Consider the following 12,869-nt stretch of genomic DNA (forward strand, 5'->3'; position numbering starts at 1 on the left):
GCAGTAGCAGTAGAGCAAATAGCTAGGGGTTGGAAACATCATCCAGAAACTCTACCTTTGCTCAAACAATTAGCGCATTCTGATAATAATTGGCAGGTGCGGTTTGAGGCAGTACGACAAATATTTAGAGGTTGGAAGCATAACCCAGAAACTTTACCTTTGTTCAAACAATTAGTGCAGTCTGATAATGATCGTTTTGTGCGAGCAGTAGCAGTACAACAAATAGTTAGAGGTTGGAAACATTACCCAGAAATTTTACCTTTGCTCACACAATGGATACAGCTCAATAGCAATTGGGATGTACGAATAGTAGCAGTACAACAAATAGTTAGAGGTTGGAAACGTCACCCAGAAATTTTACCTTTGCTCACACAATTAGTGCAGTCTGATGATGATTGGCAAGTAAAAGTTGGAGCAGTAGAACAAATAGTCATAGGTTGGAAACGTCGTCCAGAAACTTTACCTTTGCTTAAACAATTAGCACAGTCTGATGATGATTGGCAGGTACGCTCAGAAGCATTGGACCAAATAGCCAAAGGCTGGAAAAGTCATCCAGAAATTTTACCTTTGCTTCACGAATGCGCTACAAATGACCCTTTTGAAAACCATCTTGATGTTGAAGAAAACCTTCGACTAGCTCTAGAGTTTGGCAGGTTTAACTTGTTGAGCAATTACGACTACAACGACTCCCTCTATGATTTTATTAGCGAGGTAGAAGACCATGACTCTTTTGAAAGTGAAAACTATAATAAACTCAACGAATTTAACCCTCGACAAATTGCACTAGAGGCAATAGTCAAACGTTACCCAGACCATCCGCAAACCCTCCCACTATTACAAGACAGAGCAGAAAATGACCCAGATGAACAACTGCGGGAGTGGGCAAAAGAGAAATTGCAGCGATTAGAGAATTAGTCCACGTCATTTCAGTTATCAGTTATCAGTACCTCTCTCTACCTGTTTGCGCAGTATTCCGTAGGAAAGTCAGAGGTAGGAGTGAGGGAGTGCGGAATGTGGGATATAAAATCCGGTTGAATAGTTGTCATTGCGAGCGGCAGCGTTTGCGGAGCATTCCGTCAGGAAAGCAATCTCAGGGACTTATATCATGTCCGGATAATTAGTGATAAAAAAACTTATCCCCTTTGAATCTTTCTTTTCCTTCTGCCTTCCTTCCTCCTAAGTGTAATATCATGTTCGGTTGAATAGTTATGATTAGGATATAGATGGAAGAGATACCTCAAACTCTTGAGATTGCTTCCTTCCACTCCGTTCCAGTCGCAATGACTTTATAGTTAGTGTTTATCCGAACATGATATTAGGAGATTGCTTCCTTCCACTCCGTTCCAGTCGCAATGACTTTACAGTTAGTGTTTATCCGGACATAATATAAATAGTCTTATAGCTGTACCTCACTATCCTAAAAAGTACTGTAATCATAAATTCAAAGCCTCCATCCCCGCGTCCCCGCGTCCCCGCGTCCCCGTGTCTACTCCCCACTCCCCACTCCCTTACTCCCCTACACCACTAACCCGCGACGCCCGTAATTGCCCACAAGCGGCATCAGCTTCTAAACCACGAGAATAACGAACGCTAACTGCAATATGTTTTTCTTCGAGAGCATTAACAAAAGCGTTGATATCTTCTCCTGTTGGTCTTTGATAGTCAACTTCACTAATAGGATTATAGGGAATTAAATTAACATGGCACTGAAACCCCCGTAGATTTTTAGCTAATTCTTTAGCATGATCTGGTAAATCATTAAAACCCGTTAACATCACATACTCAAAACTAATTCTTCGCTTTGTGAGGTTGACATATTCACGACAATCTGCTATCAAATCCCCTAAAGGATAAGATTTAGCACTAGGAATCAGATGTTCCCGCAATCTTTGATTAGAAGCATGAAGACTAACAGCGAGAGTCACTTGCAGTTTATGTTCGGCTAATTGACGAATGCGATCGCGAATTCCCACAGTTGAGATAGTTATATTACGTTGTCCAATACCCACATCTTGATTCAGGGACCTAACAGCAGCCAAGACATTTTTAGTATTCAGCAACGGTTCCCCCATTCCCATAAACACAATATGGCTAACTCGTCGCTCAAAATCTTCTTGCACAGTCAGCACCTGGTCGATAATTTCGTATGCTTCTAGGTTCCGCGTAAAACCTCCTTTTCCAGTAGCACAGAAATCACAAGCCATCGGACAACCCACCTGAGAAGAAACACATACAGTTAGACGTTTATGGCTAGGAATACCTACAGTTTCAATAATATTACCGTCTGATAGTTGCAGCAGATATTTAACCGTTTTGTCTGGAGCAACAGAGCGGTAATGTATGGCAGATCGACCAATGGGAAAATGCTTAATCTCCTCGCGCCATTGTTTAGAAAATACAGTGATATCTGCCAGAGACTTAGCCCCTTTTTGATATATCCATTGATATAATTGTTTGCCTCGATAAGCAGGTTGTCCTTGCTGTTGTACCCACTCTGTTAACTCAGATAAAGATAAGCCTAAGAGAGGAGTTTGGGTAGGAGTAACTAAGGATTGAGTCATTTGAGTTTAGTAATTAATTTATTTGTATAAATAAGCGGTTGAATACTTTTAGGCTTCTTCAACTATACTATAAACTATAAAAGTCGCCTAAGTAGGTAGGTCTAATTAAGGGTTAAAAATACGAACGGCGGTTTAAATCATTCAATGACTGTTGTCATATAGCAATCCTAAATAGATCGTGACAAATCAAAAAGTAAATAAAAACACTGAAACTCTTACCTATTCCCTGTTCCCAGTTAAGTGTTCCCAGTTAAGTGTTCCCAGTTCCCTAAAAAGCAGTAAGATTTTTGACACGAATAAAATAGGATTGCAATAGGACAATAGAAAGTTTGCCATTGCACAATCAGGAATGATGAAATCCGAAAGTAGATATTTTTGGATTATTCTTTCCTAAATATATGTACAGTTTAAAATCTATTATCATTCTTTAATGTGCAACCCCGAAAGTTTTGATAACCATTCCCTATTTTCCGTCTTTTTTGGTTGAGTAATAAACAGCTTTTATAGTTCAGAATTAATCTGTTGATTCAATCCTCATTTATACTTGTTTTGACAACAAGCTAGATCATAGTTCCAAACCACACGCACACAAACAAATAGCTTTGCTCATTGGTATTTTTTTTGGTGTTGGATAAATGCGATACTTAAATCTAGCTTTGATAATTTTAATCTAAACTATAGCGTTTCTCAGACTAATGAGGTACATCCATCTTGGTTTCTATTCTATTCCATATTCTGTGTACCCTAAAACAAAGGAATTTTGGTGTTGGTGAATTAATGTATGATATTAATCTTAATTATTTAGGAGTCAGGAGTCAGGAGTCAGGAGTCAGGAGGAAAGAAAGAAAGAAGAAGAAAGAGTAGTAGAAGGAGAAAGTTTTTTGTTTGCGCTCTTATTCGGACAAGATATCATACCTCTTTTCACCAACGCCGGAATTTTGTACCTCACACTTCTTGGGAAATGTTATATACAGTTATTATAGTATATTTATCAAATAAAAACAAGTTAAAAAGTAGTCCTATCAGGGCGAGGCTTCAAACCCAATTTTTCGGTGAATAATCATGAATCAGAATAATCTTTTCTGAGTTTCTGTCATCTGTAGCAAGTTGCCCATTTTAAAAATTTCCTCCATGCTTTTAGCGATATTTTTTTTAATGTATTAGCTGTTAGCTGTAAAACAACATTATCAACAGAAGAAAAAGTATCTTTCGCACCATCAGAAACTCCTCTATCCTGATCGGATAAATTTAATGGAGTAAGATGAGATTGTTGAGACCCAAATTTCCCAACGTCGTATGATTGCCCTGGAACCCAATCAACCCAGATATCGGATTTTAATAGTGTCGGAAAATCGGAAATTGAGCCAATCAAGGGTGGTATGTGAAAATGCGAATCAAGGGTATCAAACGTTATTGAGTTGTCAGTCAGATTTACCGTAATCACAATTATGATTTTGATGACAAATTAATGCTAACAGCAACTGGATGGCTGGAACTTATACCTAATAGCAGCATAAATAATTAAATTACTAAGCAAATATATCAAATTTTCATTTTAATTTTTTCCTAACCTAAGTTATTTCCCAACAACTCTATTATCTCTTTTCTGCTGCTTACTTTGTTAAAAGATTAATAGGAGTTGACAAAACCACTAAAATATAATAAAAAAGACTATATATTTGTATTCAGTTAGACAAGTTGATACAGTAAAGATTAAAAGATTGTATTTTTATTGGTCAGCAGAAAATTATTTATTTGTGTGGGGCAAATTCAATGCACGGAAGACTAAAAATCAGATATATTCTGACTAGCACTTTAACAACAATAGCTAGTATTACTATAATTTCAATTGGGAGTATAGAGATTTCCTGGGCAGAAGAATCTTATACTCAGTCTTTACAAGAACTCTATGAGCTGCGCGATCGCACAGTTGCGAAATTAGAATCTCTACCTACTCCCAGAAAGCCATTATTCTTTTCTGATCAGAATAACAGTGTATTAGAAAAGCAACAAAACTTACTACAAAAATTACAAGAAATTGAAGTTCAAATATTAATTGAACAACGAGCAAATGATAACTGGAATCAAGCATTAGCCCTTGGCAATCAAGCATCAGAAGTAGGAGGAACGCCAAATGCAACTGTCAAAACTAGAGAAACAGAAAAACACCTCTGGCAACAAGCTATTTATAATTTAGAAGCAATTCCCACCGATTCATTTATAGCAAAAAAAACTACTAAAAAGATCGAGGAATACAAGCGTAGTCTAGATGATTCTTCTTATCAATTAAATCTAACCAAATCAAACTTTTTAGAGAAAATTCGTAAAGATAGTGGTTTATCTAGCAGAGCAACGATCGCTATTTGTAACCTCCGGCGAGAATGTTTAGACCTAAACGGGAATAAACCACCCGCTAGTCCTGCTAGTTTAATTAAAGTTCCAATTGCTGTAGCAACAATGCAGAAAGTATCCAAAGAAAATATCAGTTTAGATACTCCTATATATGTGAGTAGGGGAAACTTTACCGAAGATGCCTCAGAAATTAGGGCAAGAAAACCCTATCCCCTCAAAACTTTGGTTGGGCAAATGATTGACCACAGTAGCAATATTGCCACAAATCAACTTATTGATTATTTAGGACAACCTTATATTAATAAAGTTCTCAAAGACGATGGCTACAAAGTGATGAGTGTCAACTACAAACTGATGGGTAACCGGATCATGCCCAAAAATCCTGGTAAAGGTCGCAATACCCTGACTAGCAACGAACTGACAGACATGATGGTTTCAATATATAATTATGAGTATCCAAATTCTGATGTATTGATAGAAGCCTTAGCCCGTCAGAAGGATAGGTTATTGGGATATGCTGCCCTAGAAGAATTGCCAGAAGTTAAGTGGCTTGGTGAAAAGACGGGAGAAAATTCTCGCGCTCTGGGTACTACTTTAGGATTAAGTATTAATGGTGAAGTGTATGTAATTACTGTAATTGATAGTCGTGGCGGACGCGATCCCCAAATTCGTACCTCTATTAATAAGGTGGCAAAATATCTAATGGATAATGATGGTTTGCTCTAGTTGACATCCTCCCTCGTTAAATCGCTCGATTATAACGAGGGATTCCCAAACCTCACGATTTAGGTTTAATGCTTAAGTGGCACTTATCTAGATTGTTTCCAACTCCCGACAGTAGGCCAACGAGCGTCAATTTGTTGAACCACGGTCTGCCCGACCGCAGTGACACCTTGATGACAAATTACTTTTGCTGCTGCCACATCACAGTTGATTTCGTAGTGACATTCACGGCATTTATTAGTACATTCAGATAGGTTTTTTTTACCTGTATATATTCCACAATTCGGACAAATTTGACTTGTATATTCTGTAGTCAACCTTGCCGAAATATACCCCTCGTTTCCAACAAACCCAAGCCAAGATGCAGAAAAGGTAGCCATCCTAACTACTTCGTGAACTTTAACCGATACAACAGGGAAAACCCTACAGTGTACATTCCAAAAGCCAACGGTAAGAAGCGGCCACTCGGAATCCCTACCATAGGAAACAGAGTGCTTCAAACAATAGTTAAACACTCATTAGAACCTGAGTGGGAAAGCCAATTTGAAGCTAACTCTTACGGTTTTAGAGTTGGTAGAAGTTGCCACGATCCATAGCTCAATGCTTTCTAAAGCTCTATCAAGGTACAGACACATGGGTTCTAGATGCTGACATCAAAGGATTCTTTGATAATGTAAGCCACGAAACCATCCTCAACTTAGTTGGAACACATCCAGCTAGGAAAACAATCAAGCAGTGGTTGAAGGCAGGATACATTGACAAAGGAATATACAACCCAACACATGAAGGAACCCCCCAAGGAGGAGTAATTAGTCCATTGCTCACCAATATAGGCTTATATCATGTCCGGTTAAACAGTGATAAATAAATAACTACGGAGTCCTCAGGAGTCAGTCCTCAGGAGTCAGGAGGAAAGAGGTAATAAAGAAGAACAACAGGAGAAGAAGGAGAAAGTTTTTTTATAACTAATTATCCGGACATGATATTACATGGATTAGAACAACTGATTAGCTCAGTCAAGCTACCCAAAAGAGGTAAGTTGGGCATAATCAGATACAAGGAACAAATTCTCCCGATGATGCCAGTCTCAAAGAATACTGGGATAACCGTAAAACAAAACAGGGCCAACAAATCTTTGCTAAAGGTTCTCAATCTTATCTCCTTGTCTTCCTTGTCTTGTCACCAGGGCAAACGCATCTTATTTTGCCGTTCCCTATATGTAGTGTTTATTTTATTTTATAGACACTATATGTTGAAAGTCTATTGTCAACAAGCGCAATAAAACCCGGTTTATTGATAATTACCCCTAGTTTATTGACGAGATGCGTTTGCCCTGGTCTTGTCACAACCAGGATGACAAGTTCTTCATCCAAGGATATAAAGGCTTTGTGTGGTTAGTAAAAACCTCTCTGAGCCTACGAATATTTGGTTTGTAACCATCTTGATAAGCAGCATTCCATAAACTTAAACCCCAGTTATAACACCATCTTGAATAACCTGCGTGTTGAGCTAAGAGGGTTTTCTGCTGATTATTTAGTTTGAGCTTTGTACGAATTGACTTGTACATATTTTTAGCTCTTTTTTGAGTTGACGACTGTATTTTCAATGGCCAGAGATAACTATCGTATTATACTGCTTTATAACGTTAGTTGTCAACTAAGTCAAAGCTCTCCCCCCTCTCCCCACACTCTTCTATTTAGCTGTCACCAACTCCAATGGCAACCGTTGAAATGAAAGTCGCTCATTTTCAACATCCACAAAAATAGTGTCACCATCATTAAATTCACTACGCAAAATACCCTTAGCAATTTGCGTTTCTAACTCTCGCTGAATTGCCCGCTTTAATGGACGAGCACCATATACAGGGTCATAGCCAACTTCTGCTAAAAAGTCAACAGCAGCATCAGCAAGCTTCAGTGAAATTTTTCGTTCAGCTAACCGTTTCTCTAGACGCACAATTTGTAATTGCACAATTTTCCGCAGCTGCTCTTTCTGCAACCCTTGAAAAATAATAGTTTCATCAATACGGTTGAGAAACTCTGGACGGAAAGCAGCACGCAACGCTTCCATGACTCGACTCTGTACTTGCTCATGATCGTCAGTGACATCTAAAATATACTGAGAACCAATATTACTCGTCATAATAATTACGCTATTCTTAAAGTCAACTGTGTGACCTTGAGAATCAGTCACTCGCCCATCATCTAATATTTGCAGCATAATATTAAACACATCTGGGTGTGCCTTTTCAATTTCATCAAACAAAATAACTGTATATGGACGACGACGAATAACTTCAGTTAATTGACCCCCTTCATCATAGCCAACATATCCAGGAGGTGCCCCTATTAAACGAGAAACAGAATGTTTTTCCATATACTCAGACATATCAATGCGTACCATCGCATCTGCAGTGTCAAATAAATATGCTGCCAATGCTTTTCCTAATTCTGTTTTACCAACACCAGTAGGACCGAGGAAAATAAAACTCGCCACTGGACGGTTGGGATCTGCTAAACCTGCACGTGATCGCTGAATAGCATCAGCAACAGCAGTTACTGCCTCATCCTGACCAATAACTCGCTGATGTAATTCTTCTTCGAGGTGTAGCAGCTTCTCTTTTTCTGACTCCACCAACTTACTGATGGGAATACCAGTCCACTTAGAAATAATTTCAGCAATATCTGCTTCTGTCACCTCTTCCCGCAACAAAGTTTGACCACTGGTTTGAGTTGCTTCGAGTTTAGTTTCTGCTTCTTCTACTTGTTTTTGTAGATTAATCAGATTACCGTATTTCAACTCAGCAGCACGGTTGAGGTCATAATTTCGCTCTGCTTGCTGAATCTCAATATTGACTTTATCCATCTCTTCCTTGAGGGTCTGAATTTTACCAATGATGCCTTTTTCTGATTCCCACTGAGCATTTAGGGTGCGTTGCCCTTCTTTCAAGTTTGCTAAATCTTTTTCTAGTCTCTCTAACCTTTCTTTGGAAGCAGCATCACTTTCTTTTTGCAGTGATAACTTCTCCATTTCTAGTTGCAGGATCTTGCGGTCAATTTCGTCAAGTTCTTCTGGTTTGGAGGTAATTTCCATTTTCAGTTTAGCCGCAGCTTCGTCTACAAGATCTATCGCTTTGTCTGGTAGAAAGCGATCGCTAATATAGCGAGTGGACAGAGTAGCAGCAGCGACGAGGGAACTATCGGAGATTTTCACGCCGTGATGTACTTCATAACGTTCCTTGAGACCCCGTAAAATTGAGATGGTATCTCCTACACTGGGTTGATCGACATAAACTTGTTGGAAACGACGTTCTAAGGCAGCATCTTTTTCAATATATTTACGATACTCATCGAGAGTTGTTGCTCCAATACAGCGGAGTTCGCCTCTAGCTAACATTGGTTTGAGGAGATTGCCTGCATCCATAGCACCTTGGGTTGCCCCTGCTCCAACAACTGTGTGAATCTCATCTATAAATAAGATAACTTTACCGTCTGAGTCTGTGACTTCTTTGAGAACAGCTTTCAGACGCTCTTCAAATTCGCCTCTAAATTTAGCACCAGCAATTAAAGCACCCATGTCTAGGGCAATGAGTTGACGTTCTTTCAGAGACTGTGGAACATCTCCAGCAATAATACGTTGGGCGAGACCTTCGGCGATCGCTGTTTTGCCGACTCCAGGTTCACCTATTAATACTGGGTTGTTTTTGGTGCGACGACTGAGTATTTGAATAGTGCGTCGAATTTCATCATCGCGTCCAATAACAGGGTCGAGTTTACCTTCGCGAGCAAATTCTGTCAGGTCGCGACCATATTTTTCCAGAGCTTCGTATTTACCTTCTGGGTTTTTGTCTGTTACTTTTTGGTTGCCTCTAACTTGGGAAATAGTTTCTTTAAGTTTGGCTTCATCTAGTTTAAATTCTTGATAGAGATTTTTACCAAAGCGATTGTCTTTGAGATAAGCAAGCATGAAATGTTCGACGGAGATATATTCGTCTCCATATTCTTGACGATATTTTTCGGCATTGTCTGATAAGGAGTCTAGACTACGACCTAAGTAGATATTGTTGGGTGTATTTTTAACTTTGGGTTGACGACTAACAAATGTATCTGTGTATTCTTGTACTCTAGAAGTTGAGATTCCTGCTTTGTTAAATAGACTGGTTGCGAGTCCATTTTGTTCTAACAAAGCTTTCATTAAGTGTTCGGTTTCGATTTGTTGTTGTTGAGAGGTTTTAGCGATGTCAGGGGTACGGGATATAGCTTCCCAAGTTTTTTCTGTAAATTGGTTAGGATTATTTAGTTGCATATTTTTTTGTTTTTCTTTAGTCTGTTTTTCTTTAATTTTAACTGGCTTTGTTGCAGAATTTTTAGTAGAAAAAACCGTTTTTTATTATAGGGTATTCACCCTTGGGTGTTACTTTAATGAAATTTAACTAATTTTTTTTATCCTAGAGTATTTAAATTTAATACCGTACTCTTTCTGGAAAACAAACAGTGACTTAACAATCTTTTTATGAGGTACTTTGCTATATCAACCTTTGCTCTCATTATTTTATATATAGTCATTTCAGTTGAGATTGAGAAAGGTATTTCTTGCATTGAAAAACTCGCGTTGCATAGTGACGAATGATTTTAGATTTTTGATGAACAGGATTTTGGATTAATCAATTGCTAGAATGATTGATATTAGGTTTTTTTAGTCAAAGTCTAAACTAATTTTTGGCAATATCATTCCATAATGTGCAACCCCAAAATTTTAGTAGAAAAAACCGTTTTTTATTATAGGGTATTCAACCTTGAGTATTACTTTGATTAAACTTAACTGTTTGTATTTCATCCTAGAATATTTACCAAAGTCAAATACCAATCAGATCATTACTTTTTCTGGAAACCAAACAGTAAATGTAGAACCTTCCTCTGATTTACTTTTAACGTAAATTCTTGCCCCCATCCTTTCACATAAACGTTGACATATTGCCAACCCTAAACCAGTACCACCATACCGACGAGTTGTAGAAGCATCTGCTTGAGTAAAAGGTTGAAATATATGCTTTAACTGGTCTTCTGTCATACCAATACCAGTATCGATCACCCGAAAAACTATGTAACCATTTGAACTATTAAAGGACTGTAAATTTTGATTTTGATAATTTTTCAACTTCTTATTATTTACTCTTTCCACACTCAGAGTAATCAAACCATCTTCTGTAAATTTAGCTGCATTACCCAATAAATTTATCAGTACTTGTCTCACTTTTGGCATATCCGCATACATTGTACCTAAATTTTCTCCTAAAAGTAATTTGAAGGTATTACGGTTTTTTTCTGTGAGATTTTTCGCTGTACCAACTACATCTTGAACTAACTTTTCAACTTCAATACTTTCTAAATAAAGTGTTACTTGACCTGCTTCAATTTTGGAAATGTCTAAGATATCACTAATCATTTCTAGAAGGTGTTTACCTGCAATCCTAATTCTATCTAGATCCTGCATAAAATCTTGATATCCTGCGTCTTCAGCTTCCTCATAAAGAATTTCACTATATCCAATAATAGCATTTAAAGGTGTACGAAGTTCATGGCTCATAGTAGCTAAAAAAGCACTTTTAGAACGGTTTGCTGCTTCTGCTTTCAGTTTAGCTTCCTGGAGTTGTTCTGTGTATTTTGCCACCTTATCAATTAATTCATTTAGAGATAAGGTTAATTGTCCTATTTCATCTTTTGTAGTGACAGTAAGTTGGAGTTCAAAGTTAGCTTCTTCTGTCACTTGTTGGGCAACTTTGATTATATCTTTGAGGGGAGTTACAATGGATCTGCTGGTATAGATAGCCATCATTACTGCAATAATTATCGATAGCAGTAGGCTACCTATTAATATTTTAATTCCTAATGCTTCTGTTTTTTTATAATCTCTAAATCCTTGTTCTACTCTCTGATTAAATAGTGTAGTTAAATTCTCTGAATCTTGCGATAATTTTTCTAGTTTTATTGCTACTTCACTATTATTAATTTTACTAAGTGATGCTGATGACAAACTCTCTACTTCTATTGTTGTTTTAGGAGGAATCTGTTTAATTTCTTGAACTAAATTTTCCAATCCTTGAAGATATACTGTCAAAGGATTCAGATAACTCTGAATAAATTCTTGAAGCGGAATATAATATTTTTTCTCTATACTTTCATCTCCGGTTTCTGGTATTAATTGAAGTTGTTTAAAAATAGTATTAATCTCATAAATACTTGATAATTCTTGGGATATTTTTGCTTCTAAAACTTTCCGGTCATTAAGGGATTTTGGCCGCTCTTTTTGAATTATGTTGATCTTCAATGCTTTTGTTGTGAGTTTTGTAAGCAAATCTACTTGTTCTTGAGCTTCCTCTATTTGTCCTCTAATTTGATGTTTATTATTCAACTCAAATATCCGCCCTGTAAGTATTCCTAAAGTCGCAATGCTTATTGGTAATATATAGCCAAAACATATTTTTTTTCTGATTCCTATGTTACTAGACAGATTTTTTGATCCGGTTTTCTCTCGGATCATAGACTGTTTTTTTGATGTAGAAGTTAAAGACATCTCTACTGGTATTCCTTGGCCATAATCATATAGTATATTTTATTTTAATCTAATATTCATAACGGCCTTGTTAGTCAAAATTATTTCATTACCTAAATAACACGGGAGCATGAAAGCCATCGTCTTTTAAGCGATGGATGAAAGGCTACTAGTCGGATTTTAATCTGATGTATTTTATTTGACCGAAGAGCCACTTGAAAGCCCCCATGTTTTAACCGGGGGATGAAAACAACCGAGTCGTTTAGACTAGACAACTCAAGTGGCCTTGTGCTATCATTTTTCACAATAAATATTCCAACCCTCGTTTCCAATGTACTCTTGTCAGCAAGTTTTAGTTGCTCAAAATCCTGAATTAATTGCTATCTTAACATTCTTATGCGAAGAGTCTCACAAGCTAACTAACATGGGAATATATTATGGTCGGCAGTTATTTTTTAAGTCTCACAAAACTCTGGGCAAGTTTGACTTGGAAAAGGTCTACAAAAGGAACTATCATTACAAAGTTTTACATTCTCAAGCAGCACAACAAACATTGAGAACTGTAGCTGAATCATTTAGGTCTTATTATGGTCTTATTATTGCCTATAATGAAGGTAAAATCTCAGACAGACCAAGGATTCCTAACTATAGAAAAAAAGGGGGAATGGCTACAGTAAGTTA

The 12,869-nt window shown here is 37.4% G+C and carries 10 protein-coding genes and 2 pseudogenes; 5 read left to right on the plus strand and 7 right to left on the minus strand.

Annotation, left to right across the window (positions count from 1 at the left end; translation table 11 throughout):
- A partial coding sequence (locus tag D5R40_RS24485) for a HEAT repeat domain-containing protein (RefSeq protein WP_134239627.1) occupies nucleotides 1-915 on the plus strand: 915 nt, incomplete at its 5' end.
- A 593-nt stretch (nucleotides 916-1,508) separates the two neighbouring features.
- Here D5R40_RS24485 and rlmN read toward each other — a convergent pair.
- Nucleotides 1,509-2,561, minus strand: a complete 1,053-nt coding sequence (gene rlmN, locus D5R40_RS24490) for a dual-specificity RNA methyltransferase RlmN (RefSeq protein WP_124145503.1) — start codon at nucleotides 2,559-2,561, stop codon at nucleotides 1,509-1,511.
- A 534-nt stretch (nucleotides 2,562-3,095) separates the two neighbouring features.
- Nucleotides 3,096-3,161, minus strand: a pseudogene (locus D5R40_RS42840) (helix-turn-helix domain-containing protein); the annotation flags it as partial.
- Between the two features lie 111 nt (nucleotides 3,162-3,272).
- Here D5R40_RS42840 and D5R40_RS35980 point away from each other — a divergent pair.
- Nucleotides 3,273-3,425 carry a hypothetical protein gene (locus D5R40_RS35980; RefSeq protein ID WP_161564578.1) on the plus strand — a complete coding sequence of 51 codons (153 nt, stop codon included), beginning with the start codon at nucleotides 3,273-3,275 and terminating at the stop codon, nucleotides 3,423-3,425.
- A gap of 229 nt (nucleotides 3,426-3,654) precedes the next feature.
- Here D5R40_RS35980 and D5R40_RS35985 read toward each other — a convergent pair whose 3' ends face one another.
- Nucleotides 3,655-4,005, minus strand: coding sequence for a hypothetical protein (locus D5R40_RS35985; protein ID WP_161564577.1), 351 nt, complete (start codon nucleotides 4,003-4,005; stop codon nucleotides 3,655-3,657).
- Nucleotides 4,006-4,334: 329 nt separating this feature from the next.
- Between D5R40_RS35985 and D5R40_RS24505 the strand changes: the two genes are divergently transcribed.
- Nucleotides 4,335-5,639, plus strand: a complete 1,305-nt coding sequence (locus tag D5R40_RS24505; protein ID WP_124145502.1) for a serine hydrolase — start codon at nucleotides 4,335-4,337, stop codon at nucleotides 5,637-5,639.
- A gap of 83 nt (nucleotides 5,640-5,722) precedes the next feature.
- On the opposite strand, the gene D5R40_RS24510 is transcribed toward D5R40_RS24505, so the two are convergent.
- Nucleotides 5,723-6,016, minus strand: coding sequence for a zinc ribbon domain-containing protein (locus D5R40_RS24510; RefSeq protein WP_338043200.1), 294 nt, complete (start codon nucleotides 6,014-6,016; stop codon nucleotides 5,723-5,725).
- Nucleotides 6,017-6,216: 200 nt separating this feature from the next.
- On the opposite strand from D5R40_RS24510, the gene D5R40_RS42155 reads away from it, so the two are divergent.
- Nucleotides 6,217-6,504, plus strand: a complete 288-nt coding sequence (locus tag D5R40_RS42155) for a reverse transcriptase domain-containing protein (RefSeq protein ID WP_339379441.1) — start codon at nucleotides 6,217-6,219, stop codon at nucleotides 6,502-6,504.
- 474 nt (nucleotides 6,505-6,978) lie between these two features.
- On the opposite strand, the gene D5R40_RS24520 is transcribed toward D5R40_RS42155, so the two are convergent.
- The 3 genes from D5R40_RS24520 to D5R40_RS24530 all read right to left on the minus strand — a co-directional run bounded on the left by D5R40_RS24520 (nucleotide 6,979) and on the right by D5R40_RS24530 (nucleotide 12,047).
- Nucleotides 6,979-7,203, minus strand: coding sequence for a helix-turn-helix domain-containing protein (locus tag D5R40_RS24520; RefSeq protein ID WP_124145711.1), 225 nt, complete (start codon nucleotides 7,201-7,203; stop codon nucleotides 6,979-6,981).
- Nucleotides 7,204-7,328: 125 nt separating this feature from the next.
- Nucleotides 7,329-9,941: an ATP-dependent chaperone ClpB gene (gene clpB, locus D5R40_RS24525; RefSeq protein WP_124145712.1), complete on the minus strand. Its 2,613-nt coding sequence runs from the start codon at nucleotides 9,939-9,941 to the stop codon at nucleotides 7,329-7,331.
- A gap of 561 nt (nucleotides 9,942-10,502) precedes the next feature.
- The gene (locus D5R40_RS24530; RefSeq protein ID WP_161564592.1) at nucleotides 10,503-12,047 is read right to left on the minus strand and encodes a sensor histidine kinase; all 1,545 of its coding nucleotides are present in this window, start codon (nucleotides 12,045-12,047) and stop codon (nucleotides 10,503-10,505) included.
- Between the two features lie 472 nt (nucleotides 12,048-12,519).
- Here D5R40_RS24530 and D5R40_RS24535 point away from each other — a divergent pair.
- Nucleotides 12,520-12,869: pseudogene (locus D5R40_RS24535) on the plus strand (RNA-guided endonuclease TnpB family protein); the annotation flags it as partial.

This window comes from Okeania hirsuta (assembly GCF_003838195.1).
Taxonomy (GTDB): Bacteria; Cyanobacteriota; Cyanobacteriia; order Cyanobacteriales; family Microcoleaceae; genus Okeania; species Okeania hirsuta.

What these genes read in the sequence shown, in the direction of transcription:
- rlmN (WP_124145503.1), bottom strand. Translation starts at nt 2,561, where the DNA reads ATGACTCAATCCTTAGTTACTCCTACCCAAACTCCTCTCTTAGGCTTA.
- D5R40_RS24505 (WP_124145502.1), top strand. Translation starts at nt 4,335, where the DNA reads ATGCACGGAAGACTAAAAATCAGATATATTCTGACTAGCACTTTAACA.
- D5R40_RS24510 (WP_338043200.1), bottom strand. Translation starts at nt 6,016, where the DNA reads ATGGCTACCTTTTCTGCATCTTGGCTTGGGTTTGTTGGAAACGAGGGG.
- D5R40_RS24520 (WP_124145711.1), bottom strand. Translation starts at nt 7,203, where the DNA reads ATGTACAAGTCAATTCGTACAAAGCTCAAACTAAATAATCAGCAGAAA.
- clpB (WP_124145712.1), bottom strand. Translation starts at nt 9,941, where the DNA reads ATGCAACTAAATAATCCTAACCAATTTACAGAAAAAACTTGGGAAGCT.